The organism is Paeniglutamicibacter kerguelensis (assembly GCF_017876535.1).
Classification (GTDB): domain Bacteria; phylum Actinomycetota; class Actinomycetes; order Actinomycetales; family Micrococcaceae; genus Paeniglutamicibacter; species Paeniglutamicibacter kerguelensis.
The window spans coordinates 3,358,283-3,379,349 of the sequence record NZ_JAGIOF010000001.1 but is presented as its reverse complement, the minus strand read 5'-3'; the positions used below and the strand labels follow the sequence as shown (position 1 = coordinate 3,379,349).

Below are 21,067 nucleotides of genomic sequence, written 5' to 3'. Positions count from 1 at the left end.
AGCGCTCCATGGTGCGCCGGCGGGGTTCCCTGAGGTGCTTGGAAGCTAGAGCCCCTTGACGATGATGACGTCCAGCCGGCGCGGGCCGTGCACGCCCTCGACGCGTTCGAGCTCGATGTCGCTGGTGGCGCTCGGGCCCGAGATCCAGGTCAGCGGTCGGCTGATGTCCATGCGCGGCAGCGCCTCGGGCAGCAGGCGCACGATGCTGGATACGGGAACCACGCACACGTGGTGGTCCGGGACCAGGGAAATGGCCCGGCGTCCCTGGCTGGGGGTTCCGTCCAGCACGATGGTGCCCGACTCGGCGATCGACACCGCCGAGGACGTCAGCACGGCACCGGTCTCATCCAGATCGGTCACGCTCAGCACGGCGCCCGGGGCGTCGATGCGGCGGCGGCCGTCGTTGGCGAGCGCGGCATCGGCCAGCCAGGCCTCGTCGATGCCATGGGGGACAACGTAGCTTGCCGCATCCCTGAGCCGTTCGGCAATGGTCGCGGGAAGCTCTTCCTGCTCCACGACGTCCACGTGGGCCTTGTAGTCCTCGAGCCTGTCGACCAGCAGCTCAATGAGCTCCGCCCGCGGCATGTCCGAGCCCTTCCGGTATTCGCGGGGGATGGGAGCGGGGACCGGGGCGTCGTGCAGCGCGGAGGTGATGCGGGCGAGGATTTCTTCCTTGGCGCTCATCTGCTTAGTTCTCCTGCTTGTGGGTAGGGGCAACCGGTGTGTGGTCCTTCTTCCACCAGTCGCGGAAGGACTGCGTGGGAGGTGCGAGCATGTCGCGGGACTGGGTCCAGCCGGCGGCGATGCCCGGAAGGGCCTTGATTTTCTTGTCGCGTCCCGCGGCGAGCTTGCCCAGCGGCAGGCCCTTTTCCAGCAGGGCCAGGTGCTTGCCGGAGGAGAACGCCCAGCTGGCGCCCTTCATCATGAGGTCCATCTGGCTCGGAAGCTTCTTCGCGCCGCGCTTGGAATCGACGTCCTCGCCGCGCAGGTGCACCAGGATCTCGGGGATGTTGATCTTCACCGGGCAGGCGTCGTAGCATGCCCCGCAGAGCGACGAGGCGTAGGGCAGCGAGCTGTTTTCCTCGGACTTGATGCCGGTGAGCAGCGGGGAGAGGATCGCGCCGATCGGGCCCGGGTAGGTCGATCCGTAGGCGTGGCCGCCGGTGCGCTCGTAGACCGGGCACACGTTCATGCAGGCCGAGCAGCGGATGCAGTTCAGCGCGGTGCGCCCGTACTTGTCCGCCAGCGCCGCGGTGCGCCCGTTGTCCAGCAGGATCAGGTGCACGTTCTGCGGCCCGTCGCCCTCGGTGACACCCGTCCACAGCGAGGTGTAGGGGTTCATGCGCTCGCCGGTGGAGGAACGCGGCAGCAGCTGCATGAAGACCTCGAGGTCCTCCTTGCCCGGCAGCAGCTTCTCGATCCCCATGACGGTGATCAGCGTTTCGGGCAGCGTTAGGCACATCCGGCCGTTGCCCTCGGATTCGACAACCGCCAGGGTGCCGGAGTCGGCGAGGGCGAAGTTGGCGCCGGAGACGGCGACCTTGGCGGAGAGGAACTTGCGGCGCAGGTGGGCGCGGGCGGCCATGGCCAGCTTGCGCGGTTCGTCGGTGAGGTCCGGGTCCACGTTCGGCATCTCTTTCAGGAAGATGTCGCGGACCTCGGTGCGGTTCTTGTGGATGGCCGGGACCAGGATGTGGCTGGGCTTGTCGTGGCCCAGTTGGACGATCAGCTCGGCGAGGTCGGTCTCGAAGGCGGAGATGCCGCGTTCCTCGAGGTACTCGTTGAGCCCGATTTCCTGGGTGGCCATGGACTTCACCTTGACGACCTCGGTGGTGCCCTGCTCGCGGATCAGGTCGGCAACGATCTTGTTGGCCTCGTGGGCGTCGCGGGCCCAGTGGATGGTTCCGCCGCGGGCGGTGAAGTTCTTCTCGAACTCCTCAAGCAGCGCCGGCAGGTTTGCCATGACGTGGTTCTTGGTGGCGGAGCCGGCGTCGCGCAGTTCTTCCCAGTCGGGGAGTTCCGCAACCACCTTGAGCCGCTTGTCGCGGATGGTGTGGGTGGCATGGCGCAGGTTGGCGCGCATCTGGGTGTTGCCCAGTTCGCGGTGCGCGGCGGCCGGGAACGGCTCCTCGATGTGCAGGTTGCCCATCCCGAAGACCGGGAGCGTTGGCATTCCCATGAAGACGTTGCTCATTTACTTGCCGCCCTTTCCCACAAAGACCTGACCTGTCACGGAGACCGGCTCGTCGAGGGTGCTGGCCAGGATCTCGGCGAAGTGCAGCGTGGTCGCCGCGGACTTGGTGCGCGAGAGCCCGCCGCCGATGTGCATCAGGCAGGAGGCATCCCCGCCGGAGCACAGCGAGGCACCGGTGGATTTCACGTTGTTGGTCTTGTCCTCAAGCATGGCCGAGGAGACGTCCGCGTTCTTCATGGAGAAGGTGCCGCCGAAGCCACAGCATTGGTCGGCTTCGGGCAGGTCGGCGACCTCGATGCCGCCCACGGACTTGAGCAGGTCCAGTTGGCGATCGCCCAACCGCAGCGAACGCATGCCGTGGCAGGAGGGGTGGTAGGTGATCTTGTGCGGGAAATGCGATCCGAGCTGTTCGGCGGCATCGGTTACACCCAGGACGTCGACCAGTAGCTGGGAAAGTTCGAAGGTCTTCGCCCCCACGGCCTCCGCCCGTGCCTTCAGCGCGGAATCGCCGCAGCGTTCGGCCAGCACCGGGTGTTGGTGCTTGACCGAGGCGACGCAGGATCCGGACGGGGCGACGGCGACGTCGTAGGCCTCGGCCTCGAATGCCTCGACGTGGTTGGTGACAACCGGAAGGGCCTCGTCCATGTAGCCGGAGTTGATGTGCATCTGCCCGCAGCAGGCCTGGCCTGAGGGGAAGACGACCTCGTGGCCGAGGCGTTCAAGGATCTTGACCGTGGCGCGCGCGGTTTGCGGATACATGGCATCGACGATGCATGTGGCGAAAAGTGCGATCTTCATGGGGACCCTTCCGGCGTGCTCTGCCGAGAAATTGATGTGGTCAGACCATACTAGGTCGCTGGTGCCCGTACGTCTATCCGATCAGGAAAAACCGTGTCATATCCGGGCGTCGGGGACTTGCCCCGAAGGGAAGCGGGTGGACACCGGGGCCGGCACCCGGCGCCGCCCCGGGCGCTCTGGACAAGCATGGGAAAATGAACTGGTGACAAGCAAACCAAGCACTCCGTCGGTTCCCGCCCGTGCCTACGAAACGGTCCTGAACAGCATCGAGGCGGATCTTCGTGCCGGCAGGATCAAGCTGGGGGACCAGCTTCCGGGCGAGCGCACGCTGGCCGAGACCCACGGGATTTCCCGCGCCTCGGTGCGCGACGCCATTCGCATCCTCGACGCCATGGGCGTGGTGCGAACCTCCACCGGCTCGGGTCCGAATTCCGGCGCCGTGGTGATTTCGGAGCCCGCAATCGGGTTGTCGGCGACCCTGCGCCTTCATGTGGCATCGCGCCAGCTTTCGGTGGAGGACATCGTCGAAAGCCGCATCCTGCTTGAAACCTGGGCTGCCGAATCGGCGGACCTGACCAGCGATCCCCAACGCAGTGCCGCCGCGCTGGAGCACGCCGGCGAATTGCTCAAGGCCATGGACGCGCCGGAGCTGGACCGCGAGGAGTTCCACGCACTTGATGCGCAATTCCATGTGCTGCTCTCATCGTTGGCCGGCAACGCGGTGATCGAGGCGATGATGGAATCGCTTCGCCTGTCCATCACCGACTACGTCAGCGAATCCGTGCAGGGGGACGAGGCGTGGGACGATATCGCAGCCGTCCTGCGCGCCCAGCACCACGGCATCCACGAGGCTTTCGTTGATGGCGAGGGAAAGCGCGCGGCGCAATTGCTTCGCGAACATATCGAGTGGTTCTACGCCGAGTCCCACCGGATCTAACGGGCAGCAAATGCCAAGGGCCGGCCCAACGCGCCAAACAAGGCGTGCATTGAACCGGCCCATCCGCTGCTCTTGGCGGAGGCGGTGCTTTCTAGAGCTTTACAACCATCTTGCCGGTGTTGGCGCCGCGCATCAGGTCGATGAGTGCCTCAACTGAGTGGTCCAGGCCTTCGACGACGGTTTCATCGAAGACGATCTTTCCCTGGGCGATCCACTCGGACATGTCGGCCATGAATGCCGGGTAGTGCTCGGCGTAGTTGCCCACGGTGAACCCCTTGAGGTTCAGTCCGCGGGTGATCATGTTGCTCATGTTTCGCGGCCCGGCGGGAGCTTCCGTCGCGTTGTACACGGAGATGGCTCCGCACAAAGCGCCGCGGCCACCCGGGTTGAATGAATCCAGCGCCGCTTCCAGGTGTTCACCGCCCACGTTGTCGAAGTACACGTCGATGCCCTCCGGCGCTGCCGCGCGCAACTGTTCGCGGACCGGTCCGTCCTTGTAGTTGAAGGCCGCGTCGTAGCCGTACTTTTCCGTCAGGAGTTCGACCTTCGCGGCGCTTCCGGCGGAACCGATGACACGCTTGGCACCCTTGAGGCGCGCAATCTGGCCGGCGGCACTGCCCACGGCGCCCGCGGCGCCGGAGATGAACACGGTTTCACCGTTCCTGAGTCCGGCGATTTCGAGCAATCCCACGTAGGCGGTGAATGCGGTCATGCCCAGGATGCCGAGGTAGGCCGAAAGCGGCAGGCCCGGAATGTCCTTCACCACCCGGAAGTGGCTGGCGTCGCCCTGGGCAACGTCGCGCCACCCGAGCTGGTGAAGTACCGGGTCTCCGACGTTGAATCCCTCGGCGCGCGACTCGACCACGCGGCCGACTGCTCCGCCGGTCATGACCTCGTTCAGTGCATACGGTGCCGAGTAGGACTTGGTGTCGTTCATCCGCCCGCGCATGTAGGGGTCGACGGAAATGAACTCGTTGGCAACCCGGATCTCGCCCTCGGAGAGCTCGGGAAGTTCCACCGTGACGGTGGAGAAGTTCGCATCCGTCGGCCAACCGATGGGTCGGCTGGCCAGGTGGATCTGGGTGCTGCTTGGCGTAGACATGAAGTCGTTGCTCCGTTCGGTGGGGATTGCGGAAGAGGAGTTAGTTGGTGAAGGCAAACAGGCCGGAAGCGATGGCCAGGGCAGGTGCGGTGAGCTGGAACATTGCTGCGCGCACAAGCTTGGGCGATGAAATGAGCAGAACCAGGCCTGCTGCCAGCATTGAACCAGTTCCTGCAAAAATCAGCGTCGCTCCGACGACGGAGGAGGAAGCAAGCACAAAGGTCATGCCCGCAACCGTCATGACGGCAAGAAACAGGTTGTAGAACCCCTGATTGAAGGCCATCGGCCTGGTCGCACTGGCTTCGGCGTCCGTTTGGATCCCAAAGGCTTTGCGGGTGGCGGGATGGTCCCAGCGCAGGGATTCGAGGACAAAGATGTACACATGGATTGCGGCCGCAAGGCCGGCGAAAATCATGGTCATCAGCAGCATCTGGTGTGTCTCTCGGTCGGCGGAGTGATTGTGTAACGGTCGTTCCAATATATGCTGGAATGACCGTTACACAAAATAGGGGGAATTCGGGACTCATGGCCAGAACGCAGGAATTCGATACCGGCAAGGCGCTCGGCGATGCCCGCCGCGTCTTTTGGGAGAAGGGCTTCGATGCCACATCGATCACGGATCTTGAATCGGCCACGGGCCTGGGCCGTTCAAGCATCTATCACGGCTTCGGCTCCAAGCGGGGGCTTTTCGACGCGGTGATCCAGGACTACATGGACACGGTCCTGCGGCCGCGCCTGAACCTGTTGCACGGCTCATCGAGCTCGAACGATGGCATCTCAACCTACCTGCGCTCGTTGTCCACCGATCTGGTGAAGGCTTCGGAGCAGACTGCGAACCGTGGCTGCCTGCTGATGAATACGGCCGCAGGCATCGCGGGCAACGACGAGGCGCTGAGGCTGCTGATCGACGGGTACCAGATCGAATTGCGCGACGGCGTGGCAGGTGCCCTGCGGGCCCTGGATCCAGGTCAATCCGACTCCGTGGTCCTCGCACGTGCACGAATCGTCGCCGGACTGGCCATGAGTGCGCTGCTCCTGGCGCGGCTGAACCTGGCCGAGTCGTTGGCGACCCTGGAGGCAACCGAGGGACAGGTCCGCCAGTGGCTTCCCGCGGACAGGCCGGTTTCATAAGATCGATTTTCGGAACCGGCGCCGCCGGGCTTCGGCCGCTCGCAGGAACCGTATTGCCAGTGGCTCGTTTCCGTCAGATCATGGGTGGTGTCAACCCGTAGCGGGCGATGATGCCCGGCAGCCACGGGGCCTCAGGGAACTCGATGCCGTAGTGGGCTGCCAGTTTGCCGAGGGCCTCGGGATCGAGCGGCCCGGTTTCAAGCTGGTTGGCCAAGCCCCAGAAGAAATGCTCAAACCCCGCCGGGCTGATGATTTCGATCATCCGCGCCGGGACCTTGCCGGCGTTCCACATGGTGTGCAGTTCCCCGCGCGGTTTGGTGATGTAGCCGCCGGCACCCAGCACCACCTCGCGGTCGCCCGACCTGAATCCGATCTCACCCTCAAGGACGATTGAGTACTCGTCTTCACGGGTGTGCAGGTGCGGCGGAACCAGTGCCCCGACAGGGAACGGGTGCTCCACGATCGAGATCTGCCCATTGGTTTGCTCGCCGAGCAGCTTGAAGACAACCCCGATGCTTCCGAGATCGCCCTGCCGCCCTTGCCCTGGCTGCACGATTGTTAGCCGTTGTTCGCCTTGAATGCCCATGACGGGCCGTCCTTTCCAGCTCGTTGTAGACGTGTCTATAGCGAAACTGTCCAGCCGTGAGGGATCGGTGTCAATGCCCTGTTGCTCCAAAGAAATGCCTCGGGCGACGAACCGCTGGCTGGCTTGGAGGCAGGCGAAATCGACATCGACCGGGCCAACACCAACCTGACCACATACGGCGAGACGGCCCCTGGAAACGGCAGGACGGCACATTGCCGATGATGCCGAAGCCTCCCGGGCGGAAGAAATCCCCACTTTGGTACTTTCGCCCCTTACTTAACCCTGAACATGTGTTTAGCATCTTAAACATGCGTACAGAACGCGAGGATTTCACCACGAGATCCAAGATCCGGGACGCGGCCATAGTGCTCTTTGGCCGGCAAGGCTTCGCGCACACCACGATCCGCGACATTGCCGCGGCCGCGCAGGTCAGCCCGGGACTGGTCATTCACCACTTTGCCTCGAAAGCAGGCCTTCGGGAAGCCTGCGACAGGCATATCCTCGGCATCAGCTCGCAGCGAGCCGTGGAAAAGGCAGACGTTGGTTCCCTGCAAAAAATGATGAGTGAATACCTCAGCAAGCCCGATACCTACATGGCCGAGACTGCGTACATCCGCCAAGCCATCATGGATGACTCGGCTTTGGGGGACGCATTCTTCGACGCACTTGTCGCCATGACGGTGGACATGCTCGAGGCAGGCATCGCGAACGGAAGCATTCGCCAACTTGAGGATCTGCGGGCGACCGCGGTCGTGCTGGCGACCAACTCGATGGGCATGCTGGTGCTTGGCCGGCACGTTGCCCGAAGCCTGGGGCAAGAGGAATTCGGTGTAGACACCGTAAACCTCATCGGCGTCCCGGTGGTGGACCTCTACACGCACCCCCTGTACGCGGACGAACGCTTCCTGACCGCGGCCCGGGCCGCCATCCAAACCACTGCCAAAACCGAGGAGCACTAGTGGATCCCGCCATCAAAGTCGCAGGCCTCAGCAAGAAGTACGGTGGAAAGGAAGTGCTGCACGGCATCGACTTCAGCGTGCAGCCCGGAAGCATCTTCGGGGTCATCGGACCCAACGGCGCCGGCAAGACCACGACCATGCGCTGCCTGCTTGACATCATTCGTCCAAGCGGCGGGACCATCGAGGTCCTGGGAAAGAATCCAACCCAGGGCGGCCCCGAGCTACGGAGGCGGATCGGGTACCTGCCCGGCGAACTGATTCTTGAAAGCCGGACCACGGGGCGCAGGATCCTTGAACATTTTGCCGCAATCAGCGGACCGGTCAAGCCGGGAATGGTCGAGTCGTTGTCAGAGCGGCTGGACCTGGACCTGGACAACCAGGCCCGGCGGCTCTCCAAGGGAAACAAGCAAAAACTGGGACTTGTCCAGGCCTTCATGCACGAACCGGAACTGCTGGTCCTCGACGAACCGACCAGCGGACTGGATCCGCTGATGCAACGGGAATTCCTTGCACTGATCCGCGAGGCCAAGGACAACGGCCAAACGGTGTTCTTGTCCTCGCACGTGCTCAGCGAAATCCAGCAGGCGGCGGACGAGGTCGCGATCCTGCGCGAAGGCTCGATCGTCACGGTCTCCACCGTGGACAACCTGCGCGAAAGCGCCGTCCGGCACGTGCGGGTGCTCTTTCCCGGCCACGACCTGCAAGGCGCGCGCGATCTCTGCGCCGGCATTCCCGGGGTCCGCGACCTTGAAGTCCGCCAGGTGCATGACGGAAACGTCAGTGCGGTGGTCGAGGCCAGAGCCAGCATCGAGGGATCGGTCGAACCGCTGATATTTAGACTTTCCCGCACCAGGGTCATTGACCTGGTGATCGAGGAACCGGACCTCGAGGAAGCCGTGCTGAAAATGTATTCGTCGAGTCGGGAGACCGATTCACCCTCGCGGCGGAAAGAGCAAAAATGAAAACCCAAAGCTATCCGTTGATGCGCAAGTCGCTGACCGATTCGTGGCGCTCAACCGTCGGCTGGGGCATCGGCCTGCTGGCGATCATGTCGCTGTACCTGCCGCTGTATCCGAGCATTGGCGGGAGCCCGCAGATGCGCGAGCTTTTGGCTTCGTTGCCGCAGGAAATGATCAGGGCGCTGAACTACGACCAGATTGCCTCCGGCCCCGGTTACACCCAGGCCACGTTCTTCGGGCTCACCGGGTTCCTGCTCATGTCCATTGCCGCCATCTCGTGGGGAGCAAGCGCGATAGGCGGAGACGAGGAGGCTGGGCTCCTGGAACTCACGATTGCCCACGGGGTGACCCGCACGCAGGTGGTGTTGGAACGCACCGCCGCGTTGGTCATTCGCATTCTCTTGCTGGCGCTCTTGGTGCTGGTGGTCATTCTGGCGCTCAACGGTCCCGCCCAATTGGGTATCGATCCGGCGAAGGTTGTCGCCGGCGTCCTCATGTTTGTGCTCTTGACGCTGCTGGGCGGAACCGGCGCCCTGGTGGCAGGTGCGCTGAGCGGGCGCAGGATGTTCGGCATCATCGCGGGCACCGCGATCGCCGTGGTTGGCTACGTTTTCAACGCCCTGGGAAACCAAAGCCAGGACCTGCAGTGGCTCCACAATTTTTCACCCTATTACTGGGCCTATGGCCAGTCGCCCCTGGTGAGCGGGGTCCCGTGGGCATCGGTTGCGGGCCTGGGCGCGCTGAGCCTTTTGTTTATCGTCGTGAGCGTGCTGGCGCTGCGGCACCGTGACATCGGCGCGTCCTAGTCCTCCGAGGAATTCCCGGTGGATTGTTCGGGCTGCGGGAGTCTTGCCGCTGCCAGCCAGAACGTCCGCACTTCCCCGAATTGCCGCCCTGATGTGAGCAATCTTGCCAAGAGCTCATTGGCTCCCGAACGGACTTGCCACGTAACCTGTGAGCATGCCCAATAAGGAAAAACCAATAGCAGACAACGTAATTTCGCAGCAGACCCCGCAGCGGGCGTCGCGCGGATTCATGTTGCTTTCGCTGCTTGCCGTGATCCTGGTGGGGTTGAACCTGCGGGCGGGCATCACCAGCGCCTCTGCGCTCTATCACGACCTGCAGCAGTTCCTCGGCTACGGGCCGTTCGTTGCCGCGCTACTTCCTTCCATCCCGACGCTGGTCTTCGCCGTGGCGGGCACGGCAACCGCGTGGGTGGCGCGGCGCCTGGGGCTCAGCGGAACCATCCTGCTTGCCCTGTGCGTCCTGGGTTCAGGGCTGGCCTTCCGCGGGATTCCCGCTACATGGGCGCTGCTGGCCGGAACCGTCGCGGCGATGTGCGGCATCGCTCTGTGCAACGTGGCGATGCCCTCGTTCATCCGCGAAAACTTCGCCCAAAAAACCTCGATGATGACCGGCGTCTACACCATCACCATGTCGATCGGAGCCACCGCCGCCTCCTCGCTCAGCGTGCCGCTGGCGATGGCCGCAGGGTCGCCCACGCTGGGACTGGCCGCCTGGAGTGTGCTCGCCTTTGCCGGCGCGCTGGCCTTCATTCCGTTCATGCTGATGGCGCGCAGCGAGAAGAAGGCGCCTGCGGCCGGCCCCCGGGTCAGCGCCTGGGGCCTCCTGCGCACCAAGCGCGGCCTGGTGATCACCGGGTTGTTCACGGTCCAGGGCATCCTGGCCTACGCGATCATGAGCTGGCTGCCGACCATCTTGATTTTCCGGGGCATGGCGACCGCCCAAGCCGGCATCATGCTGGGGCTCCTGCAAATCATGTCGATTCCCGCGACGATGTTTGTGTTGTGGATGGCGAACAAGCTCAACAAGTTGCGCTCGGCCATGGTGGCTTGCTCCGTGGCCGCGGGGATCGGCGTGGCGGGCTTGCTGCTGTTGCCGCTGTCTCTGGCGTGGATCAGCGCGATCGCGCTGGGCTTCGGCTTTGCCATCTTCCCGCTGGTGCTGCTTGTCATCTCGCACAGCGGTGAAACGCCCGAGGAAACCACCGCCATGAGCACGTTGGCGCAGTCGATCGGCTACCTGGTGGCTACTAGCGGCCCGTTCGGCATGGGACTGCTCTTTGCCCTGACCGGAGCCTGGACCGTTCCCCTTGTCCTGCTCCTGGGTGTGGTGGTGCTCCAGTTGCTGCTGGGCATCGCGGCAAGCGCCTACCGCCGGCCCGCCCTGCGGCGCGTGCAGTAGTTTTCCGACCCGGGGCCGGTCATCGGGCCATTGTAAACAAAGCCGCAGATGCGCATGACCCTCGGGTTTGCGCATCTGCGGCTTTGGTTTAAGGACAGGGCCCTAGAGGGCTAGCCGACCTTGGATTCGGTGTGCTCCTCGACGTCCTCGGGACCGGAAAGGTCCATCTCGAGCAGCGGCACGACGCGCGACTTGGTGACATAGCGGTGGATGATCCACAGCCCCAGGAAGATCGGGATGCCGATGTAAGAGGAGAGAACCTCCATGCCGCGACCGGCCAGCACGGCCTCGTAGTTCTGCCCGGCGATCACCACGATCAGCACGGCAAAGGCCAGCAACGGACCGATGGGGAAGAACGACGCCTTGTATGGCAGATCGCTGACCTTGTTGCCCTGGGCCAGGAAGCCGCGCCGGAACCGGTAGTGCGAGAGCGCGATTCCGGCCCACACGATGAACCCGCACAGGCCCGAAACATTCAGCAACCAGGCATACGCAGCACCTTGCCCGACGATGGCGCTGAGGAACCCGAAGAGCCCCACGGCCGCCGTGGCCAGCAACGCATTGATGGGCACGCCACGCGAGTTGGTTCGGCCGAAGGCCTTCGGCGCCTTGCCGTCATGGGCCATTGCGTAAAGCATGCGAGTTGAGGCGTAGAGGCCGGAGTTGCCCGCCGAAAGAATGGCCGTCAGGATCACGGCGTTCATCAGGGCCGCGGCAAAGGCGATGCCCGCGCGCTCAAAGACCAGGGTGAAGGGCGAGGCCGCGATGTCCGCTTCGCCGGAGGCCAGCAGGCTCGGGTCGGTGAACGGAATCAGGCAGCCGATCACGAAGATGGCGCCGATGTAGAAGATCATGATGCGCCAGAACACGGAGCGGATGGCCTTGGGGACTTCCTTCCGCGGGTTCTTGGCCTCGCCCGCCGCAACGCCCACCAGTTCGGTGCCCTGGAAGGAGAACCCGGCGATCATGAAGACGGAAATGATCGATACCCAGCCGCCGTGGAACACGTCCTCGCGGTTCTGCCAGTTGCTCAGGCCCGGGGAACTGTCCCCGAGTATGCCGACGATCATCAGCACGCCGGCCACCAGGAACAGCACGACGGCAACGACCTTGATCAGGGAAAGCCAGAATTCGCTTTCACCGAAGGCCTTGGCCGAGAGTGCATTGACCCCCGTGAGCAGCACCAGGAATGCGCCGGCCCAGATCCATCCGGGGACTCCGGGGAACCAGAAGTCCATGATGATGCCGGCGGCCACGAGTTCGGCGGCCACTGTGATGGCCCAGTTGAACCAGTAGTTCCAGCCGATCGCGAACCCAAAGGACGGGGACACGAACCGGGTTGCATAGGTCTGGAACGAACCGGCGACGGGGATCTTCGCCGACATCTCACCGAGCGACTGCATCAGCAGGAACACCATCAGGCCGACCAGAGCGTAGGCAACGAGTGCTCCGCCGGGTCCTGCCTGTGAGATCGTGCCTCCGGAGGCGACGAACAGGCCGGTGCCGATGGCGCCGCCGATGGCGATCATCTGTAGGTGGCGGCTGCTTAGCCCGCGCTTTAGTTCATTGTCGGGTTTCCCGGTGTCGGTGCCGACCCGGGCCTCGCCCACGGTTCCACGTTGAACCGGCGATTCGTTTTCAATTGTCACGGAAGTTCTGCTCATGGGTGTCATGCAACACCACCGGAGGCAATTGAAGCGACTTTGCTCACAGGGAGGCGGCGCGGTCGAGCCGTTGCGCGAGAGGTGTCTGATTTGTCACACGCCGCGCATTCCCGGAGCGCTCCGGCTGCTTCCGGGGAATTTCGGGGGGGTGGACTATACAGAGAGTCACGCAAAGTTGCCAATCCGAAGGCGTGAGCCACAGATGGTCGAATGGATAACCTGGTTCTCGTTCGCTTCGAGGCACAGTGTTGCTTATGCATTGATGGCTTCCCGGCTGGTGGTCTATCTGGATCAAGACCATGCCACAGTCTTTGATCTGGGCCCGCTAGGCCCGGAAACGTCGGTCGGAGATACCGTCTGATTGCTCCGATTCGACGAAACGACACTGACTATTATGACGGGCGTACGTCACAAAATGAGAATCGGATGGTGCTGGAGCGCCTCGGCGGCGCCTCTGCTCTGGTGGCGCATCGGAAAGCATGTGTTATAAGGGGTGGTGTCCGAACATATGCGGCGCCGGCCGCACATGCGCAAGGAGGGGGCCACCCGCCTGATTGGCGGGTGGCCCCCTCGAGCGGACGCTGCCTACGTCTAGTCGGCGGTGATCAGTTCGACGGTGACCGGCGTGGGGTTCGCGATGATGTCGAAGACCGGGCAATGGTCGTCGACGGCTGCCTGCAGCTCCTCGTAGCGTTCGCGGGTTTCGGGGCCGGACAGTTTCACCTTGAGTCGGACGCCGCCGAAGCCCGGACGGACCGTTTCATCGATTCCGAAGAGCCCGCGCACATCGAGGTCTGCCTCCGCATCGATGTCCAGTGAATCGATCTTGAGCCCCAGCTGGTGTGCGTACAGGCGGTAAACGACCACCTGGCAGGAAATCAACGCTCCAAGCGCGTACTCGGCGGGGCTTGCCGCGGCGTCGTCCCCGGCCAGCCCGACGGGTTCGTCGACCAGGAAGCTGTGCTTGCCGGCGGTGACTTCGGTGGCCACCGAGCCGACAGCGATCCCGTTGGTCTTGAACGTCAACGAGGCGCTCGCGGTGTTTGCCGCGATGCGCTCGCCCCAGGCGTTTCCGGCCGCATTGAGCTTCTGGGCACGCAGGATGTCGGGGGTGGTTTCGAGCAGGGTTTCGGACATGGGAAATAGATCCTTCCGTGGTGGCGCGTGCCAATCACGACGCCATACTTACGCCGATCCGGTTGGACGGCGTCGAATCTTCACCTGGAGCACCCCGCTATGACGAAGGGGGTTGCCGTCCAACCGACCAGGGTCGTGAATGGTTGGAACTCGTGATTCTGTTGACAAGTGTGCCGGGGTCGCTGCGGGGGAGACAAGCAAATGCTTCACGCAGCGTCATGAAACGGGGAGGCTCCCGCATCCAAAACGGTAGCGCCGCCGCTTAGGCCCCGGAGACAAAAATGAAGGGGATGAGCAGCAAAAACGGAATCAATGTCAGGATCCACATGATGGTGCCGACCCAGCCCGTCACCTTGCCGACCGTCGCGGCGGTGTTCAGCTGCTCGGCCTCTTTCGCCTTCTTGATGGCAATGATGCCCAGGACGATACCGACCAGCGGGATCACCAGGGAGAGGATGCCGAGGATCATCGAGGTCTGCGCAAGCTGCTGGCCGCGCATTGGTTCCGGGTACTGTGTCATGTTTCCTCCAACGCGATAGCTGTGGTTGCCGGACTCCACATGGCGGAACATCCGGTCGACTTGAGCCTATCTGAGCCCAACTGCATACGGCGTAAGTTCCCATGTCGGCACCGGTGAAATGACCACAGGTGCACTTGTGGTTCCGAATGCGCCAACCGTGCTTCATGAAGATTCCGATCCTTGTCGGATACTTTGCCCACGGACGGCAAAGCCACGAGCGCCCGGCGGGCGATCACTCGAACCAGCTTCAAACCCGACCAGTGCAGCAATCGGAATCGGGGAAAACCGAAACCGTTCCGGGTGGCGATCGGGAATCAGGCAAGACACAAAAATGGCGGTCCACCCAAGATGAACTGGCCCCCGAAAGTTGGACTCGGTAAGCAAGAGTCTACGCAGCGAGTGCCTGGGCCCGATATTCCATCGGGCTCAGGCACTCGAGCGTTAACGAGATGCGCTCGGTGTTGTACCAGCGGATGTAGTCCTTCAGGTCGGTGGTGAACGCCTCGATGCCGGCGTGCTCGTGGTGGTGGAACATTTCTTCCTTCAGGTGCCCGAAGAAGTTCTCCATCACCGCGTTGTCCAGGCAGTTGCCCTTGCGCGACATGGACTGGGCCATCCCGGCGTCGCTGAGGAGCTTCTGCCAGCTGGAGTGCTGGTACTGGAATCCCTGGTCCGAGTGCACCATCGGGGCCTCGCCGGCGGCCAGGGTCTCGATGGCCCCGATGAGTGATTGGTTGGTGAAGGCGACGGTCGGCGACTCCGAAACCGAGTAGGAAACGATCGAACGGTCAAAGAGGTCCATGACGGGCGAGAGGTAGACCTTGCGGTCCGCGACCTTGAACTCGGTCACGTCGGTCACCCACTTCAGGTTCGGCGCCGCGGTGTCGAACTCGCGCTTGAGCTTGTTCTCGGCGATCTTGCCGACCTGGCCCTTGTAGGAGGAGTAGCGGCGGCGGCTGCGGACCTTGCAGGCCAGATTCTCCTGGCGCATCAGTTTCAGCACGGTCTTGCGGGCCACGTGCCGTCCGTCGCGGGCCAGGGTGGCGTGGATGCGCCGGTGCCCGTAGCGGCCCTTGGCCTCGGTGAAGATCTCGTGGATCCGGGTGCGGAGGTCCGCGTGCCGGTCATGGGTCTTGAGTGCTGCCTGGCGGTGGAAGAACGTGGAACGGGGCAGCCCTGCCGCGGCCAGGAGCAGGGGCAGGGGGTGGGATGCCTTGAGGGCGATCACCGCGCTGATCTTCAGCGCGGTGGGTGGTTCCTCAAGGCCCGCACTTTTTTTAGGTAGGCGTTCTCGGCCTGCAGGCGCTGGTTCTCGCGGCGCAGCTTCTCGAGCTCTGTGAGTTCGGTCGGCTCGGGACTGGATGCCGCCCTCGGTCGGCCCTTGGGCTTGGGGCGCAGTCCGTCCTCGCCCTGTTCCCGGTATATTTTCGCCCAGTTGCGGACCTGGGCCGGGGAATTCAGCTGGTGCTTGAGGGCAAGGTCCATCGCGGTCGCCTCGCCGGAGAGGTACCGGCGGACGAGCTCGAGCTTGAACTCGAAGGAATACACCTGCTTGGTCGGTTTGCCTTCCAACGCTGCCCTACCCCAAATCCTGAAACGTTCCCCGAGCTTCTCAACGGCACCGGCGCTGACTCCAAGTCTTGAGGATACCGCGACATGCCCGAATCCTTCCTCGAAGAGATCGACGGCGGCCAGCCGTTGCTCGGCGGTCAATGAACTATGTGGATACATGAAAAACTCCCCGGAAGTATGGAACTGAATTATTCAGTCCAACTTCCGGGGAGCAGTTCAAGACTTGAATCCTGAACTGGGCCGCCATTTCCATGGTTCTGCGACGGATTACGACTGGGACGCGGCGACGCTCATGACCACGAGGAGCACGATCCAGAGGATGCTCAGGATGCCGAAAATCGTACCGATCCAGCCGGTCACCTTGCCGACGGTTGCCGCGGTGTGCAGCTGTTCGGCCTGCTTGGCCTTTGAAATGGCGATCGGGCCAAGAATGATCCCGACTACGAAGAGCGAAAGAATGCCCAGGATCATCGAGGTCTGGGCAAGCTGGGCGCCGCGCATCTGCTCGGGGCTGTTTTGGATGTACATGGGCGCTCCCTGGTTCGGAGCAGAACCATTGAACTGCGGCTGGTTGTCGGCCGGCTGAGTCATTTTTCCTCCGCGAAAAAGATGATGATGCAAGTGAGTGATCGCTAAGGTGCTTCCTTAGGTGTTGAGCGTACCGGGGTTTGGCCATGAAATGGCGAAAAGCACCGCCGTGCGTTCTAACGAAATGATCACATATGCCAATGGCGACGCGATGAACAAATGGCAAACCACGGAAGCGCCGAGGGCCCTGCCAGCGGGTTGATTCTCGACGGGGGGTGTCTCGTTGGGGTCTGACCGATCGGGTGCCGCCGACGTCTAGCCCTCGTGCTGGTCCGACTCAGAGTCGTTGAGCCGTGCCAGCAAGTCCGCAAAACGCCGGATCTCGGAGGGGTCCCAGTTTGCCAACCTTTCGCGCATCAGGCTCCGGGCCCGTGCCCCGGATGCGTTCCAGGCTTCCCGAGCCGTATCCGTGATGCTGACCAGCATGGCACGCCCATCGCTGGGGTCCGGTTCCCTGGTCACCAAGCCCTGGCTCTGCAGTTGCTTGATGGTCCGGCTCATGGTGGCCTTGTCCACATGCAGCTCCGACGCCAGGACTATTTGCTGCTGTGCCTGTTGCCTGACCAAAATCGACAGCACCCTGTAGCCCAGCGGCTGCAGCTCCGGGTGGATTTCCAGCGCACGCTTGCGGATCGCGGTACGGGCCTTGACGGCCATGATCGAAAATTGCTTCTCGACCTCTTGCATCAATGGCTCCAGCACCTGCGGATCGGCGGGCTGATCGACGTCGGGGGTTCGCCCGGAGCTAGGAGTTTCCATGGACACCATATTAGTGCGTTTCACGGGGAACGCCGGGCGGAAAGCGGGTCATCCCCTTCCTGGAATCCCATTCCGGCCTGCGGCAAGCCGGTGAACGACGACGGCCCCGCACCTTCCCGGTCAAGGGGAAGATGCGGGGCCGTCGGCCAACGAATCCGAGGCTAGCCTTCCTGCCTCAGCACGTCGCTGACATTGAGCCTTCCGAGCAGAACGGAGAAGCGCTTGATTTCAGACGGTTCCCAGGTGGAAAGCCGTTCGATCAGCATCGCTCGCGACCGCGAACCCGCGGCGGCGAAACCTGCCCGCGCGGACTCGGTGATACTCACGAGCATGGCCCGGCCATCGGCTGGATCGGGAACCCGGTTGACCAATCCCTGGCACTCCAGCTGTTTGATGGTCCGGCTCATGGTTGCCTTGTCCACCTCAAGTTCCTCGGCCAAGACGACCTGCTGCTGGGCTTGTTCGCGCACCAGGATCGAAAGGACCTTGAAACCCAAGGGCTGCAGGTCCGGATGGATGGACGTTGCCCGTTTGCGGATAGCCATGCGGGCCCTGATCACCATGGTTGAGAATTCCTTTTCAACCTCTTGGATCAGGGCACCGAGATCCGGATCATCGCTCAGCGGCTCTTGGGAGGGAGCCGCGTGGGGGAAGCAAGCCGGCTGGGCGTCCATCTCAGCGGCCGGGTGCCGATTCGAGCTCGTCCGCGGGCAGCGTGGTTTCCGCGGTCGCGCCGGCAGCGGAGCCGCCTGCTGCCGGGAGCTCTCCAGGCCCGCTGCCAACCGTTGCGGCTGCCTCCTCGACCTTGCTGCGTTCGGTGCGCGTCATCCTGCTCAAGGGCAGGTTCGGCAGGAACGCCACGGCGAGGATGGTCAGGAAGCCCAGCGGTGCGGCGATGGCGAAGACCTGTGCCACGGCATCACCGTAGACGGACTCGATGATCTGCCGGATCGACTCGGGCAGCTGGTTCATGGCGGGCATGGTGCCCGAAGCCAGCGCCTGGCCAACGTCCTTGCCGGCCGCGCCCAATTGCGCCAGCGCGGCACCCATCTCTTCCTTGCGCTCGGCAAGCATTTCGGGGATGCGCAGGGCCAGGATCGACCCCAGGGCGGCAACGCCGACGGTTCCGCCCAGGGAGCGGAAGAACGTCACGGCGGAGCTGGCAACGCCGAGTTCCTTCTGCGGAACCGCGTTCTGCACCACCAGCACCATGTTCTGCATGACCATGCCGACACCCGAACCGAGCAGGAACATGTAGGCGGAAAGCAACAGGTAGTTCGTGTCGTAGTGGATGGTTCCCAGGGCGAACAAGCCGATGGTCTGCATGATGGAACCTGCGACCACGAAGGCCTTCCACTTGCCGAATCGAGAAATCATGGCTCCGGCAATGGTGGAGATGACCAGGACGCCGGCCATCATCGGCAGGGTCATCAACCCGGCGCTGGTCGCCGTGGCGCCGCGGGCCATGATCATGTACTGCGAGAGGAACACCGAGGTGCCGAACATCGTCACGCCGACCGAGAGGGAGGCGATGACGGCCAGGGTGAACGTGGCGTTCTTGAACAGGCCGAGGTTGATCAGCGGCTCGGAGGCGCGGATTTCAACGACCACGAAGGCGATCAGTGCGAGGACCGCACCGCCAACCATCCATGCGGTGGTGGGGGAGGCCCACTCGAAGTTCGTGCCGGCCATTGAAACCCAGATCAGCAACAGCGAAACGCCTGCGGAAAGCAGGATGATGCCGAAGTAGTCGATCTTGACCTTGCGCTTGGCAAGCTCCGGCAGGTGCAGGGTGCGCTGGATCAGCCAGATGGCCACGACGGCGATCGGCAGGGCCACGAAGAAGTTCCAGCGCCAGTTGATGGTGTCGGTGATGAATCCGCCGATCAGCGGTCCGGCCACGGTTCCCACGGCCATGATGGCGCCGAAGAGGCCCATGTACTTGCCGCGCTCGCGCGGGGAGATGATGTCTGCCATGACAACCTGGCTCAGCGCGGCCATGCCGCCGCCGCCCAGGCCTTGGAGCACGCGCATCGTGATGAGCATGTTGGTGTCCTGCGAGAAGCCGGCGATGGCCGAGGCGATCACGAAGATCGCGAGGGACAGCTGCAGCAACAGCTTGCGGTCGACGAGGTCGGCAAGCTTGCCCCAGATCGGGGTGGAAATGGTGGTTGCGAGCAAGGTCGCGGTGACCACCCAGGTGTAGGAGGTCTGGCTGCCGCCGAGGTCCGAGACGATGATCGGAAGCGAGCTGGCAACGACGGTGCCCGCGAGGATGGACACGAACATGCCCATCAGCAGGCCCGTCAGGGACTGCATGACCTGGCGGTGCGACATTTTTGCCGGTTCGCCGGGGTGAAGCGTTTGGGTGGTTGACACAGAGGAGTCCTCAAATGAGCCGCGAATGGTTGATTTGAGTCAACTATAAAATTATTAGTTGCTTGTTGTCAACTAATTGCCGGAGGGCGTGACCGAGCGCACCGTGGCGGATTTGGGGCAAACAACGGGCGCGGCCCTTTCGCTGTGCCCATGTCGCAGGGCAGAATGGCAATTTGCTAGACCTCGACGAGTCAGGAGAACAGCATGGCCACAATCCTCAATCCCTACATCAGCTTCCGCGGTGAAGCCCGCGCTGCATTGGAGTTCTACCACTCGGTGTTCGGCGGTGAATTGGACCTGCGGCCCTTCGCGGACTTCGACTTCGCCAAGACCGACAATCCCGCGGACGACGCGAAAATCATGCACGGGCACCTGCGCGGGTTGAACGGCCTGAACATCATGGCCTCGGACACCCCGGAATCCATGGAGTGGAAGGGCGGCAGCGCCATCTCGATCACGCTCAGCGGCGAGGACAAGGACGAGCTCCAGGGCTACTGGGACAAGCTCTCCGAAGGCGCGGCCATTGGTGAGCAGCTGGCACAGGCCCCGTGGGGCGACTGGTTTGGAATGCTGCGCGACAAGTTCGGCATCGACTGGATGGTGAACATCGCAGGATCGCCAAGCGCCTGAGCCTGGCTGCAGGGAACTGGTTTCCGGCGGGTGGTGGACTCAAGCTGTTTTTGGGTGCACCACCCGCCACTCCCGACACTCAGGTCAGCCGCGCTCGAGCAGTTCCTCCGTGCGATCCCACAGTGAGGCGCTCAACCCGGCGTCGTTGGCCTGCCTGTTGGTTGAAGAGACCCTTCTGCGCGTGAAGTACTCACCCGCCGGCCAGTCGATGTGTGCGACTCCGTTGGACAGCCAGACCAGGGTGTTGGCGCCCTTTTGGGGAGAGGTCAGGAACTTGGAAAGAATCTTGCTGCCGTAAATGGCTTCCATGGAGGTGCCGGGTGAGCTGGAAAAGCTCGTGGCAACAACGCCAGGGTGGAATGCAGCCGCGGAGAGCCCTCGAGGGCCATAGCGTTTCTGCAATTCACGGGTGAACATGATTTGTGCCAACTTGGCATTCCCGTAGGCGCGGTTGGGGCTGTAGAAGCGTTCTGCATTGAGGTCATCCACATCGACCTTTCCATACAGGCGGTTTGCAAGGCTCGACGTATTGACGACGGTCGCCCTCGATTCGAGCAACCGATCGAGCAAGAGCTGCGTCAGCAAGAACGGCGCCAGGTAGTTGACTTGGAAAGTGAGTTCAAAGCCGTCGACGGTTGTCTCCCGGACGGGCGAGAAAATGCCGCCGGCGTTGTTGGCCAGGACATCGATGCGCGGATAGCTTTCCAGAAGCTCGGCGGCGAGACTGCGCACCTGGGAAAGGTCCGCGAAGTCCGCGAGGTGAAAATCCGCCCCCAGCTCCGTCGCGATGGACCTCGTCTTTTCGGGGTTCCTGCCAACCACAACCACATGATGGCCGAGCTCCTTGAGCTGCCGGGCGGCGGACGCCCCGATTCCGTCGCTGGCTCCGGTGATGACGATTGTCTTGCCTGGCATGTGAGTCCTCTCGAAACGAAGGGTCGTGCTGC

Annotated in this window: 23 protein-coding genes and 1 riboswitch; of the genes, 7 read left to right on the top strand and 16 right to left on the bottom strand. The window is 63.1% G+C overall.

The window, feature by feature from the left end; all coding sequences use genetic code 11:
* Window positions 1-45 precede the first annotated feature (45 nt).
* The 3 genes from JOF47_RS15415 to JOF47_RS15405 are packed head-to-tail and all read right to left on the bottom strand — an operon-like array spanning window position 46 to window position 2,992.
* On the bottom strand, window positions 46-684 hold the full coding sequence (locus tag JOF47_RS15415; RefSeq protein WP_209999975.1) for a LutC/YkgG family protein: 639 nt from the start codon (window positions 682-684) through the stop codon (window positions 46-48).
* 4 nt (window positions 685-688) lie between these two features.
* Window positions 689-2,194 (bottom strand): LutB/LldF family L-lactate oxidation iron-sulfur protein, encoded by a 1,506-nt coding sequence (locus JOF47_RS15410; RefSeq protein ID WP_209999974.1) that lies wholly within the window; start codon window positions 2,192-2,194, stop codon window positions 689-691.
* On the bottom strand, window positions 2,195-2,992 hold the full coding sequence (locus JOF47_RS15405; protein WP_209999973.1) for a (Fe-S)-binding protein: 798 nt from the start codon (window positions 2,990-2,992) through the stop codon (window positions 2,195-2,197).
* A 202-nt stretch (window positions 2,993-3,194) separates the two neighbouring features.
* Here JOF47_RS15405 and JOF47_RS15400 point away from each other — a divergent pair, with 202 nt between their 5' ends.
* A complete protein-coding gene (locus JOF47_RS15400) occupies window positions 3,195-3,929 on the top strand; it encodes a FadR/GntR family transcriptional regulator (protein ID WP_342592808.1) in 735 nt (244 codons plus the stop codon).
* A gap of 91 nt (window positions 3,930-4,020) precedes the next feature.
* On the opposite strand, the gene JOF47_RS15395 is transcribed toward JOF47_RS15400, so the two are convergent.
* Both JOF47_RS15395 and JOF47_RS15390 read right to left on the bottom strand, forming a co-directional pair.
* Entirely contained in the window at window positions 4,021-5,031 is a 1,011-nt protein-coding gene (locus JOF47_RS15395) for an NADP-dependent oxidoreductase (RefSeq protein ID WP_209999969.1), read from the bottom strand.
* Window positions 5,032-5,071: 40 nt separating this feature from the next.
* Window positions 5,072-5,461, bottom strand: coding sequence for a DUF1304 domain-containing protein (locus JOF47_RS15390; RefSeq protein ID WP_209999967.1), 390 nt, complete (start codon window positions 5,459-5,461; stop codon window positions 5,072-5,074).
* Window positions 5,462-5,556: 95 nt separating this feature from the next.
* Here JOF47_RS15390 and JOF47_RS15385 point away from each other — a divergent pair, with 95 nt between their 5' ends.
* Window positions 5,557-6,162: a TetR/AcrR family transcriptional regulator gene (locus tag JOF47_RS15385; protein WP_209999965.1), complete on the top strand. Its 606-nt coding sequence runs from the start codon at window positions 5,557-5,559 to the stop codon at window positions 6,160-6,162.
* Window positions 6,163-6,235: 73 nt separating this feature from the next.
* On the opposite strand, the gene JOF47_RS15380 is transcribed toward JOF47_RS15385, so the two are convergent.
* Complete coding sequence (locus tag JOF47_RS15380; protein ID WP_209999963.1) at window positions 6,236-6,748, bottom strand: cupin domain-containing protein; 513 nt, start codon at window positions 6,746-6,748, stop codon at window positions 6,236-6,238.
* A gap of 308 nt (window positions 6,749-7,056) precedes the next feature.
* Between JOF47_RS15380 and JOF47_RS15375 the strand changes: the two genes are divergently transcribed.
* From JOF47_RS15375 to JOF47_RS15360, 4 genes are all read left to right on the top strand, one after another.
* Entirely contained in the window at window positions 7,057-7,707 is a 651-nt protein-coding gene (locus JOF47_RS15375) for a TetR/AcrR family transcriptional regulator (protein ID WP_209999960.1), read from the top strand.
* On the top strand, window positions 7,707-8,669 hold the full coding sequence (locus tag JOF47_RS15370) for an ABC transporter ATP-binding protein (RefSeq protein ID WP_209999957.1): 963 nt from the start codon (window positions 7,707-7,709) through the stop codon (window positions 8,667-8,669). Before JOF47_RS15375 ends, JOF47_RS15370 begins: the two co-directional genes overlap by 1 nt.
* On the top strand, window positions 8,666-9,472 hold the full coding sequence (locus JOF47_RS15365) for an ABC transporter permease subunit (protein WP_209999956.1): 807 nt from the start codon (window positions 8,666-8,668) through the stop codon (window positions 9,470-9,472). The genes JOF47_RS15370 and JOF47_RS15365 overlap by 4 nt, the downstream gene beginning before the upstream one ends.
* Before the next feature lie 154 nt (window positions 9,473-9,626).
* Window positions 9,627-10,871, top strand: coding sequence for an MFS transporter (locus JOF47_RS15360; protein ID WP_245356389.1), 1,245 nt, complete (start codon window positions 9,627-9,629; stop codon window positions 10,869-10,871).
* Window positions 10,872-10,981: 110 nt separating this feature from the next.
* On the opposite strand, the gene JOF47_RS15355 is transcribed toward JOF47_RS15360, so the two are convergent.
* The 9 genes from JOF47_RS15355 to JOF47_RS15320 form a co-directional block, all read right to left on the bottom strand.
* The gene (locus tag JOF47_RS15355) at window positions 10,982-12,535 is read right to left on the bottom strand and encodes an amino acid permease (protein WP_377737379.1); all 1,554 of its coding nucleotides are present in this window, start codon (window positions 12,533-12,535) and stop codon (window positions 10,982-10,984) included.
* 591 nt (window positions 12,536-13,126) lie between these two features.
* On the bottom strand, window positions 13,127-13,672 hold the full coding sequence (locus JOF47_RS15350; protein ID WP_209999955.1) for an OsmC family protein: 546 nt from the start codon (window positions 13,670-13,672) through the stop codon (window positions 13,127-13,129).
* Window positions 13,673-13,711: 39 nt separating this feature from the next.
* Window positions 13,712-13,830: riboswitch (SAM riboswitch) on the bottom strand.
* 104 nt (window positions 13,831-13,934) lie between these two features.
* The gene (locus JOF47_RS15345) at window positions 13,935-14,192 is read right to left on the bottom strand and encodes a DUF4190 domain-containing protein (protein ID WP_209999954.1); all 258 of its coding nucleotides are present in this window, start codon (window positions 14,190-14,192) and stop codon (window positions 13,935-13,937) included.
* A gap of 388 nt (window positions 14,193-14,580) precedes the next feature.
* Window positions 14,581-15,420: an IS3 family transposase gene (locus JOF47_RS15340; RefSeq protein ID WP_342592807.1), complete on the bottom strand. Its 840-nt coding sequence runs from the start codon at window positions 15,418-15,420 to the stop codon at window positions 14,581-14,583.
* Between the two features lie 11 nt (window positions 15,421-15,431).
* Window positions 15,432-15,923 (bottom strand): helix-turn-helix domain-containing protein, encoded by a 492-nt coding sequence (locus tag JOF47_RS21990; RefSeq protein WP_245356220.1) that lies wholly within the window; start codon window positions 15,921-15,923, stop codon window positions 15,432-15,434.
* A gap of 108 nt (window positions 15,924-16,031) precedes the next feature.
* The gene (locus JOF47_RS15335) at window positions 16,032-16,355 is read right to left on the bottom strand and encodes a DUF4190 domain-containing protein (RefSeq protein WP_209999953.1); all 324 of its coding nucleotides are present in this window, start codon (window positions 16,353-16,355) and stop codon (window positions 16,032-16,034) included.
* 252 nt (window positions 16,356-16,607) lie between these two features.
* Window positions 16,608-17,111 (bottom strand): MarR family winged helix-turn-helix transcriptional regulator, encoded by a 504-nt coding sequence (locus JOF47_RS15330; protein WP_209999952.1) that lies wholly within the window; start codon window positions 17,109-17,111, stop codon window positions 16,608-16,610.
* A 161-nt stretch (window positions 17,112-17,272) separates the two neighbouring features.
* Window positions 17,273-17,674 carry a MarR family winged helix-turn-helix transcriptional regulator gene (locus JOF47_RS15325; protein WP_209999951.1) on the bottom strand — a complete coding sequence of 134 codons (402 nt, stop codon included), beginning with the start codon at window positions 17,672-17,674 and terminating at the stop codon, window positions 17,273-17,275.
* Between the two features lie 112 nt (window positions 17,675-17,786).
* Window positions 17,787-19,448 (bottom strand): MDR family MFS transporter, encoded by a 1,662-nt coding sequence (locus JOF47_RS15320; RefSeq protein WP_210001745.1) that lies wholly within the window; start codon window positions 19,446-19,448, stop codon window positions 17,787-17,789.
* 246 nt (window positions 19,449-19,694) lie between these two features.
* Here JOF47_RS15320 and JOF47_RS15315 point away from each other — a divergent pair, with 246 nt between their 5' ends.
* Window positions 19,695-20,120, top strand: coding sequence for a VOC family protein (locus tag JOF47_RS15315; protein WP_209999950.1), 426 nt, complete (start codon window positions 19,695-19,697; stop codon window positions 20,118-20,120).
* Window positions 20,121-20,204: 84 nt separating this feature from the next.
* Here JOF47_RS15315 and JOF47_RS15310 read toward each other — a convergent pair whose 3' ends face one another.
* Complete coding sequence (locus JOF47_RS15310) at window positions 20,205-21,035, bottom strand: SDR family NAD(P)-dependent oxidoreductase (RefSeq protein WP_209999949.1); 831 nt, start codon at window positions 21,033-21,035, stop codon at window positions 20,205-20,207.
* Window positions 21,036-21,067 lie beyond the last annotated feature (32 nt).